The 16432-nt window shown below is 69.8% G+C and carries 19 protein-coding genes; 11 read left to right on the top strand and 8 right to left on the bottom strand.

The window, feature by feature from the left end; all coding sequences use genetic code 11:
* Positions 1–72 precede the first annotated feature (72 nt).
* The gene (locus ACQPYZ_RS27555) at positions 73–483 is read left to right on the top strand and encodes a DUF4267 domain-containing protein (protein WP_433161171.1); all 411 of its coding nucleotides are present in this window, start codon (positions 73–75) and stop codon (positions 481–483) included.
* Here the strand turns inward: ACQPYZ_RS27555 and ACQPYZ_RS27550 are convergent.
* Positions 459–1247 carry a GNAT family N-acetyltransferase gene (locus ACQPYZ_RS27550; protein WP_433161170.1) on the bottom strand — a complete coding sequence of 263 codons (789 nt, stop codon included), beginning with the start codon at positions 1245–1247 and terminating at the stop codon, positions 459–461. The genes ACQPYZ_RS27555 and ACQPYZ_RS27550 overlap by 25 nt on opposite strands.
* Entirely contained in the window at positions 1226–1630 is a 405-nt protein-coding gene (locus tag ACQPYZ_RS27545) for an NUDIX hydrolase (protein WP_433161168.1), read from the bottom strand. Before ACQPYZ_RS27545 ends, ACQPYZ_RS27550 begins: the two co-directional genes overlap by 22 nt.
* A 106-nt stretch (positions 1631–1736) precedes the next feature.
* Here ACQPYZ_RS27545 and ACQPYZ_RS27540 point away from each other — a divergent pair, with 106 nt between their 5' ends.
* From ACQPYZ_RS27540 to ACQPYZ_RS27505, 8 genes are all read left to right on the top strand, one after another.
* On the top strand, positions 1737–2618 hold the full coding sequence (locus ACQPYZ_RS27540; RefSeq protein ID WP_433161166.1) for a PHP domain-containing protein: 882 nt from the start codon (positions 1737–1739) through the stop codon (positions 2616–2618).
* A complete protein-coding gene (locus tag ACQPYZ_RS27535) occupies positions 2615–3232 on the top strand; it encodes a MarC family protein (protein ID WP_433161165.1) in 618 nt (205 codons plus the stop codon). The genes ACQPYZ_RS27540 and ACQPYZ_RS27535 overlap by 4 nt, the downstream gene beginning before the upstream one ends.
* 1 nt (position 3233) lies before the next feature.
* Positions 3234–4148, top strand: coding sequence for a RecB family exonuclease (locus ACQPYZ_RS27530; protein WP_433161164.1), 915 nt, complete (start codon positions 3234–3236; stop codon positions 4146–4148).
* An 80-nt stretch (positions 4149–4228) separates the two neighbouring features.
* Positions 4229–5098, top strand: a complete 870-nt coding sequence (locus tag ACQPYZ_RS27525) for an alpha/beta fold hydrolase (RefSeq protein ID WP_433161163.1) — start codon at positions 4229–4231, stop codon at positions 5096–5098.
* Between the two features lie 227 nt (positions 5099–5325).
* The gene (locus tag ACQPYZ_RS27520; RefSeq protein WP_433161161.1) at positions 5326–6123 is read left to right on the top strand and encodes an ABC transporter permease; all 798 of its coding nucleotides are present in this window, start codon (positions 5326–5328) and stop codon (positions 6121–6123) included.
* On the top strand, positions 6116–6931 hold the full coding sequence (locus ACQPYZ_RS27515) for an ABC transporter permease (RefSeq protein ID WP_433161160.1): 816 nt from the start codon (positions 6116–6118) through the stop codon (positions 6929–6931). Before ACQPYZ_RS27520 ends, ACQPYZ_RS27515 begins: the two co-directional genes overlap by 8 nt.
* 3 nt (positions 6932–6934) lie before the next feature.
* Positions 6935–7897, top strand: a complete 963-nt coding sequence (locus tag ACQPYZ_RS27510; RefSeq protein WP_433161158.1) for an ABC transporter ATP-binding protein — start codon at positions 6935–6937, stop codon at positions 7895–7897.
* 55 nt (positions 7898–7952) lie between these two features.
* The gene (locus ACQPYZ_RS27505) at positions 7953–10445 is read left to right on the top strand and encodes a DUF222 domain-containing protein (RefSeq protein WP_433161156.1); all 2493 of its coding nucleotides are present in this window, start codon (positions 7953–7955) and stop codon (positions 10443–10445) included.
* 9 nt (positions 10446–10454) lie between these two features.
* On the opposite strand, the gene ACQPYZ_RS27500 is transcribed toward ACQPYZ_RS27505, so the two are convergent.
* The 4 genes from ACQPYZ_RS27500 to ACQPYZ_RS27485 are packed head-to-tail and all read right to left on the bottom strand — an operon-like array spanning position 10455 to position 12034.
* Positions 10455–10724 carry a hypothetical protein gene (locus tag ACQPYZ_RS27500; RefSeq protein WP_433161154.1) on the bottom strand — a complete coding sequence of 90 codons (270 nt, stop codon included), beginning with the start codon at positions 10722–10724 and terminating at the stop codon, positions 10455–10457.
* 43 nt (positions 10725–10767) lie between these two features.
* On the bottom strand, positions 10768–11079 hold the full coding sequence (locus tag ACQPYZ_RS27495; protein WP_433161152.1) for a hypothetical protein: 312 nt from the start codon (positions 11077–11079) through the stop codon (positions 10768–10770).
* A gap of 2 nt (positions 11080–11081) precedes the next feature.
* A complete protein-coding gene (locus ACQPYZ_RS27490) occupies positions 11082–11393 on the bottom strand; it encodes a hypothetical protein (protein ID WP_433161150.1) in 312 nt (103 codons plus the stop codon).
* A complete protein-coding gene (locus tag ACQPYZ_RS27485) occupies positions 11390–12034 on the bottom strand; it encodes a hypothetical protein (protein ID WP_433161149.1) in 645 nt (214 codons plus the stop codon). The genes ACQPYZ_RS27490 and ACQPYZ_RS27485 overlap by 4 nt, the downstream gene beginning before the upstream one ends.
* A gap of 344 nt (positions 12035–12378) precedes the next feature.
* Between ACQPYZ_RS27485 and ACQPYZ_RS27480 the strand changes: the two genes are divergently transcribed.
* Both ACQPYZ_RS27480 and ACQPYZ_RS27475 read left to right on the top strand, forming a co-directional pair.
* Positions 12379–12885, top strand: coding sequence for an RNA polymerase sigma factor (locus tag ACQPYZ_RS27480; protein WP_433161147.1), 507 nt, complete (start codon positions 12379–12381; stop codon positions 12883–12885).
* Positions 12882–13946, top strand: coding sequence for a hypothetical protein (locus ACQPYZ_RS27475; RefSeq protein ID WP_433161145.1), 1065 nt, complete (start codon positions 12882–12884; stop codon positions 13944–13946). Before ACQPYZ_RS27480 ends, ACQPYZ_RS27475 begins: the two co-directional genes overlap by 4 nt.
* Before the next feature lies 1 nt (position 13947).
* On the opposite strand, the gene ACQPYZ_RS27470 is transcribed toward ACQPYZ_RS27475, so the two are convergent.
* Both ACQPYZ_RS27470 and ACQPYZ_RS27465 read right to left on the bottom strand, forming a co-directional pair.
* Positions 13948–14805, bottom strand: a complete 858-nt coding sequence (locus tag ACQPYZ_RS27470) for an alpha/beta fold hydrolase (protein ID WP_433161144.1) — start codon at positions 14803–14805, stop codon at positions 13948–13950.
* A gap of 19 nt (positions 14806–14824) precedes the next feature.
* Positions 14825–16366 carry an MFS transporter gene (locus ACQPYZ_RS27465; RefSeq protein ID WP_433161143.1) on the bottom strand — a complete coding sequence of 514 codons (1542 nt, stop codon included), beginning with the start codon at positions 16364–16366 and terminating at the stop codon, positions 14825–14827.
* Positions 16367–16432 lie beyond the last annotated feature (66 nt).

Below are 16432 nucleotides of genomic sequence, written 5' to 3'. Positions count from 1 at the left end.
TGCTAGACAATCTAGCGATGGCAGTGCTAGCGTCACTAGAAAGGTTAGCAACGCTAGATTCAGGAGCCTGTCATGCGCCGTTTCACCACTGTCCTCACCATCCTGCTCGGCCTGTTCCCGATCTCGTTCGGCGTGCGGTTCCTGTTGCTCGATCCGCAGGGTGCCGCCGCGGGTTTCGGCACCGAGTCCTGGCCCACCGGCGCGGCGGCCGGTTATCTCGCCGTCAAGGGGATCCGCGACATCGCCTGTGGGCTGATCATCCTGGTCCTGCTCGCCCTGCGTGAGCGGCGCGCGACCGGTGTCGTGCTGGCCGTCCTGGCGATCATCCCGTTCGTCGACATGGTCGTCGTCCTGACCCATGGCGGCACCGTCGCGACTGCGCTCGGCGTCCACGCGCTCACCGGCGTCGTCGTACTCGTCAACGCCGTCCTGCTCCTCCGCGAGCGCACAGCGGTTGCTCAGCCCGTCCCCGCCCACTCGTAGAGGTCGATCGTGCAGTGCTGCTGGAACCCGAGAGAGGCGTAGACCGACCGTCCGGCGGCTGACGAGCCGAGTACGGCGTACTCGACGTCGTGCACCTCTCGTAGCGCGGTGTACGTGACCGCGGCCCCGATGCCGCGTCGGCGGGCCTCGGGGACGGTCATCACGAAGTACACCCCGGCGACACCGGCCGCGAGAAAGACGGTGATCGTCGCGACCGGCGCGCCGTCCAGCCGCCCGAGGTAGTGCCGCCACGGGTCGGCGAGGCCGAGGCGGCGGTAGACGCCGGCGACCCAGCGGGCTTCCCGCTCACCCTCGCCGAAGCCACGACCGAGCGTGTTCTCCCAGACGTTCAGTTGGTCCTCGGTGTCCACCCGCGTGATCTCGAGCCCGGGGACCGCAGCCGGCCGTCGCAGCCCGGCCAGCTCCACCGCCATGCCCGGTTCGCTGCCGCCGTCCCGGAAACCGGCGGCGAGCAGTCGCCGGCCGAGATCCGCCGGGCGCATCGACGGCCCTACGTGCCAGCACCCGGGCACGGCCCGATCCCTCAACTCCTGCACGGATTCCGCGATCACTCGATCGGCCTCGGCGTCCGGCAGATCGGCCGCGACGACCGCGTTGTGGTAGTCGAGCGGGGAACCGCCGATCGTCCAGCGGACCGTGCCGTCGTCCCGCTGCACCCCACCGCCGGCAGCGCCCATCGCCATCAGGAGCTCGGCGGCGTTCTCTTCGATCGCGCGCACGATCATCCGGGCAGCGCCTGCCACTGATCGAGGGTCGACACCAGCAGCGTGGTGGTCGGCAGTGCCAGGAACTCCGCGCGGGTGACGAACCTGGCATCCGACGCGTCGTCACCGGCCCGCAGGTCGCCGCCGACCGCCTTCGCCTCGTAGTCACGGATCACGTACAGCACGCCGTTCGGTCCCTCGCGTTCGACTTCGCCGACCAACGGGCCGACCCTGACCGTGAGTCCGGTCTCTTCCGCGACCTCACGCGCGACCGCGGCCTGATCGTCCTCACCCGGCTCGACCCGCCCACCCGGCAGCGACCACAGGCCGCGACCGGGCTCGTTGGCCCGCCGGACCACGAGCAGCCGGCCCTGGTCGTCGTACACGAGGGCCCCGACACAGTCGACCCGGTGCGCTTCCATGCCTCCACAGCCTAGGCGGTGCCTGGGGACAACGGACGGGTTCCGGGGGCGGTCACGGATAGCATCAGGCCTGACAGTCCTCGATCGAAGGGATCCGGCACCGCTCGTGCGTATCGACCTGCACACCCATTCGAACCGCTCGGACGGCACCGACCCGGTGGACGTCCTGATGGGGCACGCCAAGCGGGCCGGCCTGGACGTGATCGCGCTCACGGATCACGACACGGCCGACGGGTGGGCCGACGGCCGGCGCGCCGCGGAGGAGCTCGGGATCGGGTTCGTTCCCGGGATCGAGATCTCCTGCAAACTCCGGGGCATCAGCGTCCACCTGCTCGGCTACCTGCCGGACCCGTCGTACCCCGGGCTCGCCGAGGAGCTGCGGATCGTCCGCGACGGCCGCACCGACCGGATCCCCTCGATCGTGGCCCGCCTGAACGGCCTCGGCGTACCGCTGACCGTCGACGAGGTGCTCGCCCAGGCGACCGGTACGCCGTCGGTCGGCCGGCCGCACGTGGCCGACGCGCTGGTCGCCAACGGCACGGTCGCGAACCGGAGCGAGGCCTTCGACCGGTTCCTCGCCGACGGCAAACCCGGTCACGTGTCGCACTACGCGATCGATCCGGGGCGCGCGATCGACCTGGTCCGCGCGGCCGGCGGCGTCCCGGTGATCGCGCACCCGTGGGGCCGGTCCAGCTACAAGGTGATCACCGCGGACACCATCGCCCGGCTGGTCGAGGAGCACGGCCTGGCCGGGATCGAGGTCGACCACCAGGACCACTCGCCGGAGTCCCGGGCCGAGCTGCGCGGGATCGCCCGGGAGCTCGGCATCGTCTACACCGGGTCCAGCGACCACCACGGCGCCGGCAAGATCGACCACGACCTGGGGGTGAACTCCACCGAGCCGGAGCAGTTCGAGCGGCTCCTCGAGATCGCCAAGGCGAACGCCGCGGCCTCCGAGGCCCAGGTGCCCGAGGTCTACCTGCCGTGAACGACGTCATCAACTGGGGACTGCTCAGCGAGGTCGTGGTCACGCTGTTCGTGATCATGGACCCGCCGGGCACGGTGCCGGTGTTCATCTCGCTGACCGCCGGCCAGTCCCGCGCGGTCCGGAAGAAGGCCGCCTGGCAGGCGGTGCTGGTCGCCTTCGGCGTGATCGTGGCGTTCGCCGCGTTCGGCCAGCAGATCCTGCACCACCTCGGCATCACCCTGCCGGCGCTGCAGTGCGCCGGCGGCCTGCTGCTCCTGCTGATCGCGCTCCAACTGCTGACCGACACCGCCGAGGATCCGGTCCAGACGAAGAACGTGAACATCGCGTTCGTCCCGCTCGGGACTCCGCTCCTCGCCGGTCCCGGCGCGATCGTGGCCACGATGGTCTTCGTGCAGCGGGCGGACGGCGCGGTGCCGGACGTGGTGGCGATCTCGGTCGGCATCGTGCTGATCCACCTGGTGATGTGGCTGACCCTGCGGTTCTCCGGCGTGATCATGCGCGTCCTCGGGGAGAACGGCGTACTCCTGGTCACCCGGATCGCCGGCCTGCTGCTGAGCGCGATCGCCGTCCAGTTGGTGGCGGACGCGGTGGCCGACTTCATCAAGGCGGGCTGACATGTCCGAGTCAGGGCGGGCCGGGACGCCCGACATGCTGCCGGGGATGCCGACCCGGCTGTTCGTCGCGACCCCGACCAAGCTGCTCACCTTCGCCGACTGCAAGCGGAAGTACCGCTACACCTACCTCGAGACGCCCCGGCCGCCGAAGGGTCCGCCGTGGGCGCACAACACGGTCGGGGCGGTCGTCCACGAGGTGCTCGCCGACTTCTTCGGCCGCTGGCCGGCCTCCCGTCGTACGCCGGACGAAGTGGTCGCCAAGATGCGGTCGAGCTGGCGCAGCGAGGGCTTCCGGGACGAGGTGCAGTCGCTGGACTGGCGCGAGCGGTCGACGTCGATGGTGCTCGGCTACCTGCGCGACTCCGACCCGTACTACGAGCCGCGCGGCGTGGAGCGCACGGTCGCGTTCACGACCGAGCGGGCGTCGCTGCGCGGCCGGGTGGACCGGATCGACGAGCGGCCGGCGCGTGACGGCAGCGGCGGGACCGAGCTCGCGATCGTCGACTACAAGACCGGCCGCCGTCCGCTGACGCCGACGGACGCGCGGTCGTCGCTGGCGATGGCGCTGTACGTGCTGGGTGCGCGCCGGGTGCTCCACCGGCCGTGCACCCGGGTCGAGCTGCACCACCTGCCGACGAACACGGTCGCCGCCGCGGACCACGACGACGCCTCCCTGGCACGGCACCAGCGCCGGGCCGAGTCGATCGCGGACGACGCCGCCGCGGCCGAGGCCCGGTGGCACGGAGGGTTGACTCCGGCCGAGGCGGACGAGGTGTTCCCGCCGGAGCCGTCGGCGTTGTGCGGGTGGTGCGACTTCGCCCGGATCTGCCCGCAGGGGCGCCGGGTCGCGCCGCCGCGCGAGTCCTGGGCAGGACTGGACGACAGCGTGCCGGTAGCGATGGAGGACGACGGCTGAGATCCTGCCGTGCCAGCGCGGTGTGCGTGGGGTGCCAGCGGGTGGTTGGAGGCTGAGGGCAACGAGAGAGGGGTTGCCTGATGGGCGCGAAGACCGTGAACAAGCTGGCCGTGCCGGGGGCCACGCTGCACTACGAGGTGACCGGCTCCGGGCCGGTGCTGCTGCTGATCCCGGGCGGCGCGACCGACGCGGCGGTGTACGACGGCATCGTCGGCCGGCTCGCCGCCGACTACACCGTGGTGACCTACGACCCCCGCGGCAACTCCCGAAGCCGGCCGGACGACTCGGCCGTGTTTCCTGGGCGGCGACCGGTCGGGACCGTTGACGAGGAGGTCGCGCGGTCGGCCGAGGATGCGCTTGCGCTGATCCACGAGGTCTCCGGCGACGGACCGGCGTACGTGTTCGGCAGCGGCTCCGGCGCGATCACCGGCCTGGAGCTGATTACGCGCTGGCCGGATCGAGTCCGCCTGCTCGTCGCCCACGAGCCGCCGTGCGTCGAGCTGCTCCCGGACGTGGTCGACGCCCGAGCGTTCTTCCAGGACGTGCACGACACGTATACCCGGGACGGCGTCGAGGCGGCCGACCTGCTGTTCACGATCGGCACCGGTCTGGACGACGACGCGATGCCGCCGGCGGAGGACCTGCTGCCGGAGTACCGCGACCTCGCCGAACGCATGCAGGCGAACGCGGCCACCTTCTACCAGCACAAGCTCCTACCGTTCACCCGCTACCAGCCCGACCTCGACGCCCTCAAGCTCGTCGCCGACAAACTGGTCCCCGCCGCCGGTCTCACCTCCGCCGAACACCTCCCGGCCCGCCCCGTCCACCACATCGCCACCCACATCGGTTGGCCCGTCGTCACCTTCCCCGGGGCCCACACCGGCTACGCCACCCACCCCATTCCCTTCGCCACTCTCCTCGCCCGCCTCCTGGAGACCGAAGGCTCCTGAACCACCGGTCCGGGTGCGGGTCTGAGGGGTCCCGCACCCGGCCCGGTTATCCAGTTGACGCTTGTCGGCCGGGCGGCGTACTGTCCGAACCCTTTCCTTGACAATGGTGTGGGTCAGCCATGCCTGTCACAGTGGTGTCCGAACCCCCCGGGTCCTGTCAGATCCGGGGTAGTTCTGCGTGCCGCTGGACCGTCGGACACCACCTCGAGCGATGAGAGGAGGTTGCCGTGGGCGTCTACTGGGCGATCGGCGTACGGTCGTTCCGCCGGTTCTCGACGTACCGGATCGCCACCGCGTCCGGCGCGTTCACGAACACGGTGTTCGGGTTCATCCTCTGCGGCGTGTACCTGACGCTCTGGCACGAGCGGCCGGGTCTCGGCGGGTACGACGCGACCGACGCACTGACGTTCGTGTGGTTGCAGCAGGGGTTGCTGATGCCGATCGGGATCTTCGGCGCCAGCACCACCGTCGAGCTCGGTGAACGGGTCCGCACCGGCGAGATCGCGGTCGACCTGTATCGGCCGACACACCTGATGCTGTGGTGGCTGTCGGTCGACTTCGGGCGGGCGACGTTCCAGTTGATCGTCCGCGGCGGCGTACCGCTGCTCGTCGGTGCGCTCGTCTTCGACCTCAAGTTCCCCTCCGGCGCCCTCACCTGGCTCGCGGTCGCGACCGGGTTGACGCTCGGCATCCTGGTGAGCTTCGGCATCCGGTACCTGGTCGCGCTGTCCGGGTTCTGGATCACCGACTCGCGTGGGATGGAGGCCCTCGGGCTGATGCTGTCGCTGTTCTTCTCCGGGACGATCCTGCCGCTGGTGGTCTTCCCCGGCTGGATCGGCGAGTTCGCCCGGGCGACGCCGTGGGCCGCGACCCTGCAGGTGCCGATCGACATCTGGCTCGGCCGCAACCCCGGCGAGACCGGGTCCGCGCTGATGTTCCAGCTCGGCTGGATCCTGGTGCTGCTGCTGGCCGGGCAACTCGTCACCTCGCTGGCGACCCGGAAGGTGGTGATCCAGGGTGGTTGAGCAGCTCCGCCGGATCCCGGCGCAGTATTGGATGCTGGTGCTGATGTGGATCCGGTCCGCGCTGGCGTACCCGGCGTCGTTCGTGCTGATGCTGTTCACCGGGATGATGATCACGGTCACCGACTTCGCCGCGATCGTGCTGATGTTCAGCCACATCGACGCGTTCGGCGGGTTCACCCTCGGGGAGATGGCGTTGCTCTACGCAACGGCCTCGATGACGCTGGGGGTGGCCGACCTGATCACCGGGTCGATCGAGCGGATCGGTCAGCGGATCCGCGACGGCTCGCTCGACGTCTACCTGATCCGGCCGATGCCCGCGTTCATCCAGACCGCCGCGGACGGGTTCGCCCTGCGCCGGATCGGCCGGCCGCTGCAGGCCGGCGTCGTACTCGTGTTCGCGCTCGGCCGGCTCGACGTCGACTGGACCGTTGCCAAGGGCATCATGCTGGTGCTGTCCCTGGTCACCGGGTCGGTGATCTTCGCCGCGATCTTCGTGCTCGGGGCGGCCTTCCAGTTCATCTCGGTCGACTCGGCCGAGGTGGCCAGTGCGTTCACGTACGGCGGTCAGACGCTGACGCAGTACCCGTTGAGCGTCTTCGGCAAGGACATCGTCCGGGCAGTCACGTTCGTCGTACCGCTTGCCTTCGTCAACTACTACCCGGTGCTCTTCGTGCTGGGCAAACCGGCCCCGCTGGGGTTGCCGTCCTGGATCGGCCTGCTGTCGCCGGTCGTCGCCGCGGTGATGATCGCGCTGGCGTCGCTGGCCTGGCGGGGCGGTCTCCGTCGTTACCGCAGTACAGGGAGTTGAGCAGTGGCAGTCATCGAGCTGGACAACGTGTCCCGGGCCTTCACCGTGTCCTCGCGGGCCGGGTTCCGCCGTACCCGCCGGGTCGTCCGCGCCGTCGACGGCCTGTCGTTCACGGTCGAGCCGGGCGAGGTGATGGGATACATCGGCCCGAACGGCGCCGGCAAGTCGACCACGATCAAGATGCTCACCGGCATCCTGGTCCCGAGCGGCGGCTCGATCCGGGTCGCCGGCGTGGACCCGTCCCGCCACCGGCTCAAGCTGGCCAAGCGGATCGGCGTCGTCTTCGGCCAGCGGACCACACTGTGGTGGGACCTGCCGCTGAAGGACTCCTTCGCCGTCCTGCAGAAGATGTACGACGTCCCGCGGGCACGGCACGCGGAGAACCTGGCGACGTTCGTCGAACTGCTCGACCTCGGCGACCTGCTCGACGTCCCGGTCCGCCAACTGTCGCTGGGGCAGCGGATGCGCGGCGACATCGCGGCCGCGTTGCTGCACGACCCCGAGATCGTCTACCTGGACGAGCCGACGATCGGCCTGGACGTGATCAGCAAGGCCCGGTTGCGCGAGTTCCTGGCCCAGGTCAACGCGGAACGCCGTACCACCGTCATCCTCACCACCCACGACCTCGACGACATCGAGGCCCTCTGCACCCGCGTCATGGTCATCGACCACGGCCGCCAGATCTTCGACGGCACCCTCGACCGCCTCAAGTCCAGCCAGTCCGCCCCCCGAACCCTCGTCGTCGACCTGGCCACCTCCCTCCCAGCCATCCAGGTCGAAGGCGCCACCGTGATCAAGGTCGACGGACCCCGCCAGCATCTGACCTTCCCTACCACCACCAAAGCGGCCCCGCTCCTGGCCCAGATCGCCGCCAACTACCCCCTCATCGACCTGACCATCGCCGAACCCACCATCGAGTCAGTCATCACCCAGCTCTACACAAGCGTGCCACCCGGAACGTCTTGAAAATAAGGGTGATTGGCCTTCGGAAACTGTCGGAGGGGGTGTCTAGAGTTGGTGCATGGAAGATCTGGGACAGCGACCGGTGTGGTCGATGAGCGGCAGCGAGATGCTGTCGACTCTCGACCTGCTGGATGCTGAGCTGGCCCGGTTGCAGACCTACCGCCTCCAGGTGATCGCCGGTCTCGAGGATGTCGGCTACGCGAACGAAGTCGGCGCCCACGACACCGCCCGACTGCTGACCTTCCGCTACCGCCTCAACAGCACCGACGCCCACCGAGACGTCCGCCTCGCCCGCGCCCTCCCCAAGTACGCCACCGTCTCAACAGCCCTCCCCGATCCAAACCCAACCCCGCCCACCACAGCCGACCCCGCCGACTCCGCTGTCGACCCCACAGCCGACGCTGCCGCCGACTCCGCAGCCGACGCTGCCGACTCCACAGTCGCACCTGCTGTCGACTCCGCGGCCGACCCCGCTGACCTCACAGCCGACTCCGCCGACCCCGCGGCCGACCCTGCGGCCGGCCCCGCTGCTGACTCCGCGGCCGACCGGCCCTGGCTGCTGCGCCCGGCCCAGGCCGAGGCGATCGTCACCTCCCTCGAACGAGTTCCGGCAACGGTCCCGGTCGAGGACCTCGAGGTCGCCGAACAGCAACTGGTCAGCCTCGCCCGCCACCTGTCCCCGGCCGAACTCCGCCGGGCCGGCAAACAGATCCGCGACCTGCTGGACACCGACGGCCCCGAACCCGACGAACACAAGGCCTACGCCCGCGAATCGTTGACCCTGAGCGACGCCGACAACGGCGTGACCTTCCGCGGCTACCTGGCCAACGAGAACGCCGAACTCCTCCGCGCCCTCATCCACGCCAACGCCCGCCCCCACAAAACCGTCGACGGCGACCCCGACCCCCGCCCCCGCGCCAAACGCCAGGCCGACGCCCTCACCACCACCCTCACCCTCGCCGCCACAACCACCGACACCACCCCCCGCCGCGACCACCGCCACAGCGACCCGCCCCGCCCCGCACCCGCCGACACCGCCGATCGCGGCGATGACCGCCCCAGCCAGCCACCCCGCGCCACACCCACGGACACCGACCTGCGGGGCGAAGAACTCCCCGGCGACCCGCCTCTTCCCGCGGCCACCAGCAGCGGTCTCCGCGGCGACGACCGCCCCACCACCGACCGCCGTTCGGCTGGTGTCGGCACCGCCCTCGCCGGCGACGGAACCACCTCGACCGACCGTGATCGCCCTGCCGCCGAGCCGACCGGAAGTCCGGCGGCCGATCACCTGACCGGGGCCGGCGGCGGGCGGTCCGGCGGGGACCATTGGGTGCCGGGGTTCGGGGCGAAGGCGAACATCACCGTCACCATCGACCTGAACGACCTCAAGGCCGCCACCGCGGATGCCACGGGCCAACTCGTCTACGGCGATGACCTGTCCGCGGCCGCCATCCGCCGCCTGGCCTGCGACGCCAACATCATCCCGCTCGTTCTCGGCACCAACTCCGAACCCCTCGACATCGGCCGCGCCGCACGCCTCGTCAACCGCCACCTGCGCCGCGCTCTCAACGCCCGCGACAAAGGCTGCGTCGTCTGCGCCGCCCCACCCATCCACTGCGACGCCCACCACCTCCACAGCTGGCTCGACGGCGGCCCCACCGCCATCAACAACCTCGTCCTGCTCTGCCGCCGCCACCACCGCGACCTCCACTCCGGCCACTGGACCATCCACATCACCAACGGCACAGTCCACGTCACCCGCCCCACCTGGGCCGACCCACCACCCCCAACCCTCCACCGCACCACCAACCCACCACCCCCACGCCCCTCGCGCAGCCACCCACCCCTGCCCAACGACGCTTCGAAGGACCACCAGGCCCCGCCATCCTCCGCGCCCCCAGCCTCCGCACCGGCAGCCTCGGCACCGGCAGCGTCCGCACCGGCAGCCGCCGGACCGAACTCCACAGCGTGCGCGCCCGCAGCTCGCACGGCCTCGGGCATGGACTCCGCGTGGTCAGTTCCGGCACCCTCAGGCTCTGAGGGTCCAGGACCTTCACCTCTAGCTTCGGCGCACTCAGCCTGTGCGCCTCCTGTATCTGCGGACTCAGGCCCGGCGGTCCCAACCTCAGCGGACTCAGCCCCGGCGGTCCCAACCTCTGCGGACTCAGCCCCGGCGGTCCCAACCTCTGCGGCCGCACCCTCGGCAGCCTCCACGTCCGCGCCCCCAGACGCAGCCCGGTCAGCCTGGGCGGCGTCACCCCCCGAGCCCGACCACAGCCCAAACGCGTCGGGCACATCCACCCCGCCGCCACGCAGACCGTCCCGCTGGATCGCCGACGACGAGAAGCTCAGGCAGGCCGCACACTTCGCAGTCTGGGACAACGAACCGTCGGATGACCGCCCGCCAGGCAACCCGATCCGCGGCGCAGCAACGCCAACGACCGATCTTCACCTGAACCAGCCGACATCCAGCGTCCTGACCCAGAAGCTTGGTGGCGTCTCCGAACGCCCAGGCACACCTGACCACCTGGATCTCGCGCCGAACGTCTGACTCAGGACACTAGGCGAGATCAGCCACCACCGACGCGAACACCACCTCGGCATCCATCGCGTCACGATCCTCCAGCCACCTGCGTGCCGAGTCAGGGAACTCCTGCTCGTCAACCGTCCCAACCCCAGCGCGGATCAGCCGCTGCGCCTCGGCGATGCCGATCTCGGCGTACTCCAGTTCGTTCAGGAAGTAGTAGTCATGCCGGGCGCCCTCATTGCGATGGAACTTCCCCGTGTTCACCACATGAGTCCAGACATCCTCATCCACCAACGCCGCCACCACAGCACCCGCTCCCCGTCCCTGACGACGTACAACCGAGTCATCAGCGGTAGTAACCAGCCGCAATGGACAGCACGTCAACCGGGTCGAGCGGCTTGGGATCGGACCGCCATTGGGCCAGCGCGTCCGTGTGGTCGTCGTCGTCCAGAGTTCCGACCCCTTCATCGATCAGCCGCCGAGCCTCGGCCGGCCCGATCGCCTCGTACGTGAACCAGCGCTCCATGTAGTAGTCGTTGCGCAAGGCATTGTTGTCGTGGAACTTCCCCGTGTTCGCGACGTAGGCGTACATCGTCTCGTGCGCCAACGCGGCGACCCAGACCCGCCGCTCGTCCTCCGACACCAGGTACAGCAGCATGATCAGCGGTTGTATCCGGCTGCGATGGACAGTACGTCGGCCGGGTCCAGTGGCTTGGGGTCTGCTTGCCAGATGGCGAGGTCCTCAGCTTCTTCGATCTCGTCGAGCCGACCGAGGTCGTCGTCGATCAGGCGCCGCGCTTCCGCCGGGCCAATCTGCTCGTAGGTGAAGTGCCGTTCCATGTAGTAGTCGTTGCGCAGAGCGTTGTGGTTGTGGAACTTGCCGGTGTTCGCGACGTAGGCATACATCACTTCGTGCGCCAGGGCTGCCAACCAGCGCGGCTCTCCTTCTTCCTCCACCAGATAGAGCTTCATCGCGTCATCCCGTCGTTCGTCCTCATCCGTGATACCTGATCGACAGTGTGCGGCTCATTGGTCCGCAGCCGGGCTGCCGGCGGCGGTTGTTGCCGGGAGTCACTGTAGTTGTTGACCGCAACAGGTCGGCCGCCCAGCGTGGTCAGACGGCCGATACCGGCAGGTTCGGACAGGCTCGCCGACAACTCGATGCACTTCTGGCGTGCGGCGGCGCGTTCGTCGGTCGAGAAGCCGGCACCGCGCTCGATCTCGTACCACGCAGTCGTCTGTTCCTTGATCCTCACTGACTCGGGTGAGTGGAATTGGACCTCAACCCGGTCGACGCCTGGCACCGCGACGTAGGCGTGGAGGCCCTTGTAACGGGATCCATCAGTGTACGAATGCATGGCGTATGTAACCCTCCAGTCCTGATCCGTCAGGCAGTCGATGGTGTGGCGTGCGGAACTGACCAGATCATCGGGCGAGGTGGCGAGCACTGTGTAGCGGAGTACGTCGTCCAGCGGCACCCGGCGGCGCTGGGATGTGGAGTCCCGGATCTTGCGTGCGAGTGACTCAGGTGCCTTGACCCGTCGGTCCAGTTGGTACGGCGCACTGCCCGGTGGAAGTGCAGCCAGGAACTGTGCTGTGACCTGCGGTTCCACGTGAAGAGCCTGCTGGATCAGACGAAGGCTCTCTCGGGTCGCCCTTGCGCCATGGCGCCGGGCGATCTCTGCCGATGTCGGGAAGCCGGTGCCCCAGTCGAGGGGGCGGGTGCGGTTGAAGGCTTGGTGGAGGGTGGTGGGGTCGGGTGGGTGGTCTGGTGCGGGTGGCATTGGTCTCCCCAGGTCGTGGTGGTTCGACGGTAGTTAGTGGGGGAGGGGTTGTGGGGTGGGTTCGGGGATCTGTGGATAAGTCGGGGGTGTGACTTGGGGTGGGTGGGGTCGTTGGAAATCGGGTAGGGACCCAACCGGAAGTGGGATTCGGGGGTAGACGAGGTATGCCGACGATGACGGATGAGCCGGTGGTGGTAGTGGGGCCGCCTTCGGACGGGGCCGGGTTCGCGGAGTGGGTGCGGCCGCATCTGCCGGCGATGGCTCGTCTGGCGGCGCGGCTCGCCGTCGGGGCGGACCGGGACGACATCGTGCAGGAGGCGCTCGCGCGGGCGTGGGCGAAGCGGAGTCAGTACGACGCGAGCCGCGGGACCCCGTCGGCCTGGCTGCTCGCGATCACGGCGGACCAGGCCCGGAAGGCGGTCCGGCGGTTGCGGCCGGTCGGCGAGCTGGACGAGCACGATGGCGCGGTGGCGCGGCCGGATCTGGACGCCCGGATGGACGTCGACCACGCGCTCGGCACCCTGTCGGCCCGGCAACGTCTCGCGGTGGACTGTTACTACTTCGCCGACCTGTCGATCGCCGACACGGCCGCGGTGATGGGCTGCTCCGAAGGCACCGTCAAGTCCACTCTGTCCGATGCGCGGGCCCGCCTGCGCACCCTGCTGGAGGTCAGTGAATGAACCCGACCGACGAGGTCGACGACCTGTTGCGGCGGGCCGGTGCGCGCTGGCGCGCCGACCAGCCCTCGGCGCCCGAGCCCGACCTGGATCGCATGCTCGCGGGCCGGCGCCGTCCGCGCGCGTGGGTTCCCGCCCTGGCCGCGGCCAGCGTGGCCGCGATCGCGGCGGCCGCGTTGACCGTGCTGCCCGGCGGCCGGGAACCCACTCCACCAGTTGCTGAAAGCAATCAATCGCAGACTCCGCAGCTCCGGACCGCGCAGGCGGCGCCGTCGAACGACGACCTGCTGGTCCGTCCGGGTGATCGCGTCCAGGTCAGTGGCGAGATCATCGCCGAGCCGGGGAAGGCTCCGGTCTTCTGTACGCCGCACGTCACGACGCTGGTCGGCTACCTGCCCGGGAAGGCGCCGGCGCCCAGCTGCCCCGAAGGGTTCGGGGTCACGTTGAAGGGTGTCGACCTCGACCGCATCGCCGGGATGACGACGACCAAGGGTGTTCGCGTCGGCCGGGCGACCCTGATCGGGATCTGGGGTGCGGACCGCTCGATCGAAGTACAGGAGCAGGAGGCACCGGCCGCGCCGGTGGAGGAGCCGTTGCCGCCGCTGCCGTGTGCCGCGCCGGCCGGGGGCTGGGTGTCGAAGCCGAGCAACCTCAACTCGGCCGCGGTGACGAGCTTCCTGGCCGCGCACGCCGACCAGGCTTTCGGCCCGGTCCTGCACTATCCGAAGGGCTCGTCCCGCGGCGCGCCCGTGGTGGTGATGATCGGCGTCGCCCGTGGCGACCTGAACGCGTTCAAGGCGGCCTTCGAGAAGGTGTACGACGGCAACCTCTGCGTAACCCCGGTCCTGCTGAGCCGGGCCGACAGTGAGCGCATCTCCAACCAGGTCGGTGACCTCATGTCGACTCGGAAGGAGCTCGGCATCACGATGGGCGGCGGGACGGGGATGGACGGCGGTCCTTCGCCGGTGCAACTGGTGGCCTACACCGAGGAGGTCAAGACCGCCTTGACCCCGATCGGCCTCGACCTCCTGCGGGTCGAGCCGGCGGTCAAGCCGGTCAGGTGACTCAGCGGTCGTGGAAGAACTTCACCAGTAGGCGCGCGGTCGCGGCCGGCTGCTCGATGGCCGGGGAGTGGAACGCCTCGGGGATGACCTGCGGCTCCACGCCCAGCTCCGCGGCCATCTGACGCTGGCTCTCGATCGGCCAGCCGTCGTCGCCCTCGCCGTACAGGACCTGCGCGCGGACGCCGGTCTTCGCGAGCTGGTCGGTCTTGTCCTGGGCGTCCACCAGTCGCCGGGTGATCTCGGCGAGGCTGACCGGGACGTTGCCGGTGAAGCGCTTGCGGAGGAAGGCCGCGATCTCCTCCGGCGGCGCGATGTACGCCGGTCCTGTGGTGTCGTGCTGCAGCTTCAGGTCGTACACCTGCTCGATCGGCAGGTTGTCCAGCCCGTAGGCGAGCATCTGCAGCCCCTGCACCTTCACCTCGTCGGTGAACGCCGCCGGACCGGAGCACATCAGGCTGATCGTCGAGAACACCGACGGATCGGTGAGCACAGCCTCCCGCGCGACCAGGCCGCCGAACGAGTGCCCGACGAGCTGGCTGTAGCCGCCCAGAGCCACGCTCATCGCGACCACGTCGGCGCCGAGCTCCGCCAAGGTGTACGCCGAGGGGTCCGCCGGCCCGGGTGTTTCGTACTGACCGCGCTGGTCCACCGCGACCGTCCGCCAGCCGTAGCGGCACAGGTGGTCGACCAGCGGCGTGAAGTCCTCCTTGCTGCCGGTCCAGCCCGGGACGAGCAGGACCGTCCCCAGCGGCGTACCGATCTCCGGCACCGCCATCAGGGTGGCGAAGGACCCACGGTCGGTGTCGAGGGTCGCGCGGTGAACCCCGTCGGGCAACGTCAGCGAACGTGGCGTACTCACAGGTACCGAGGGTAGCCGCTCAGTCCGTCCGAACCAGTGTGGCCGTGGCCACCCCGAGCAGAACGACGATGGCGGCGCTCACGACGACGGCCAGTTGTACGCCGTTCGTGTACGCGTCCCGGGCGAGCTCCAGCAGCTGTTGTCCGACCGGCCCGGGCAGACGCTCGGCGGCCGCCACTGCACCGCCCAGCGTGTCGCGCGCCGCCTCGGGCGCGCCGACCGGGATCGCCGCGCGGTAGACCGCGGTCACGAGGCTGCCGGCGATCGCGATACCGAGCGCCATGCCGAGCTCGGTGCCGGTTTCACCCATGCCGGACGCCACCCTGGCCCGCTCGGGCGGCGCGCTGCTCACGATCACGTCGTACGTGAGCGCCAGCACCACCTGGATGCCCGCGCTGGTGATCGCCAGCCCGACCACCACCGGGAGGCGTCCGGCCATGGTCATCAGGGCCAGTCCGGGTACGGCGGCCGCGAAGCCGAGCGTCATCGCCGTACCGGACCGGAGGTGGCGGACCACCCACGGGGCGCCGAGCGTGCCGATGATGCCGGTGACCATCATCGGGAGCATCCACAGACCGGCCTCGAGCGGCGACATGCCGAGCACGAGCTGGAAGTACTGCACGGTCAGGAACTGCATGGCCGCGAGCACGTACAGGCCGAACGTCTGTGCGCCGAGGGACGCGCGGAACGTCGGCCGACGGAACAGCCGCAGGTCGATCAGCGGGTCGGTGAGCCCCAGTTGCCGGCGCGCGAACACCCAGCCCAGCAGTACGCCGACCAGCGCGATGCCCAGACTGCTGAGGTGGAAGCCGTCCTTCGCGGTCTCCTTGATCGCATACACGACCGCGAGGATCGCCCCGGTCGACAGCGCCACGCTGAGCAGGTCGATCCGTCCGGTCCGCGCGTCCCGGAACTCCGGCAGCAGGAACGGCGCCGCCACCAGCAGCACGATCAGCGGCGGTACGCCGATCAGGAACACCGATCCCCACCAGAAGTGCTCGAGCAGCACGCCACCGATGAGCGGACCGGCCATCCCGCCGATCATGAAGTTCGTCATCCAGATCGCGATCGCCAGGCGTCGCTGACCGGGATCGCGGAACATGTTGCTGAGCAGGGAGAGAGTCGACGGCATCAGCGTTGCGCCGGCCAGGCCGAGCAGTGCGCGGGCGGCGATGAGCAGCTCCGCGCTGGTGGAGAACGCGGCCAGGACCGAGGCGGTCAGGAAGCCGGCGGCACCGATCATCAGCAGCCGGCGGCGGCCGATGCGATCACCGACCGTGCCCATCGTCACGAGCAGGCCGGCCACCACGAAGCCGTAGACGTCGATGATCCACAGCAGTTGTGAGGACGTCGGCGCCAGGTCGGCGCTCAGCACCGGAGCCGCGAGGTGCAGGACGGTCCCGTCCATACCGATCAGGATCGTCGGCAACGCGAGTGCGGCGAGCCCCAGCCACTCCCGCCGGCCGGCCCGCAGCGGCACCTGGCCGTCCGCGGCGGTCAGGCCGTCGCGGTCGTCACAGTCAGGAGTCGGAGGATCGGGGCACACTGTGGTTCCGGTCATGCCCACCATGCTGAAAGTTAAACCGAGGTTGAGGTCAACCCCCCGGGGTGCGACCGGGCGTGCCGG

It is taken from the genome of Kribbella sp. CA-247076, assembly GCF_050942445.1.
Taxonomy (GTDB): domain Bacteria; phylum Actinomycetota; class Actinomycetes; order Propionibacteriales; family Kribbellaceae; genus Kribbella.
Note: the sequence above shows the minus strand (reverse complement) of the source record. Positions and strands in the feature narration are given on the sequence as shown.

Bases quoted from the DNA above. Each gene is read 5' to 3' on its own strand.
- ACQPYZ_RS27525 (WP_433161163.1), top strand. From the start codon at position 4,229: ATGGGCGCGAAGACCGTGAACAAGCTGGCCGTGCCGGGGGCCACGCTG.
- ACQPYZ_RS27495 (WP_433161152.1), bottom strand. From the start codon at position 11,079: ATGCTGCTGTACCTGGTGTCGGAGGACGAGCGGCGGGTCTGGGTCGCC.
- ACQPYZ_RS27530 (WP_433161164.1), top strand. From the start codon at position 3,234: ATGTCCGAGTCAGGGCGGGCCGGGACGCCCGACATGCTGCCGGGGATG.
- ACQPYZ_RS27555 (WP_433161171.1), top strand. From the start codon at position 73: ATGCGCCGTTTCACCACTGTCCTCACCATCCTGCTCGGCCTGTTCCCG.
- ACQPYZ_RS27490 (WP_433161150.1), bottom strand. From the start codon at position 11,393: ATGAAGCTCTATCTGGTGGAGGAAGAAGGAGAGCCGCGCTGGTTGGCA.
- ACQPYZ_RS27480 (WP_433161147.1), top strand. From the start codon at position 12,379: ATGACGGATGAGCCGGTGGTGGTAGTGGGGCCGCCTTCGGACGGGGCC.
- ACQPYZ_RS27545 (WP_433161168.1), bottom strand. From the start codon at position 1,630: ATGGAAGCGCACCGGGTCGACTGTGTCGGGGCCCTCGTGTACGACGAC.
- ACQPYZ_RS27465 (WP_433161143.1), bottom strand. From the start codon at position 16,366: ATGACCGGAACCACAGTGTGCCCCGATCCTCCGACTCCTGACTGTGAC.
- ACQPYZ_RS27505 (WP_433161156.1), top strand. From the start codon at position 7,953: ATGGAAGATCTGGGACAGCGACCGGTGTGGTCGATGAGCGGCAGCGAG.
- ACQPYZ_RS27475 (WP_433161145.1), top strand. From the start codon at position 12,882: ATGAACCCGACCGACGAGGTCGACGACCTGTTGCGGCGGGCCGGTGCG.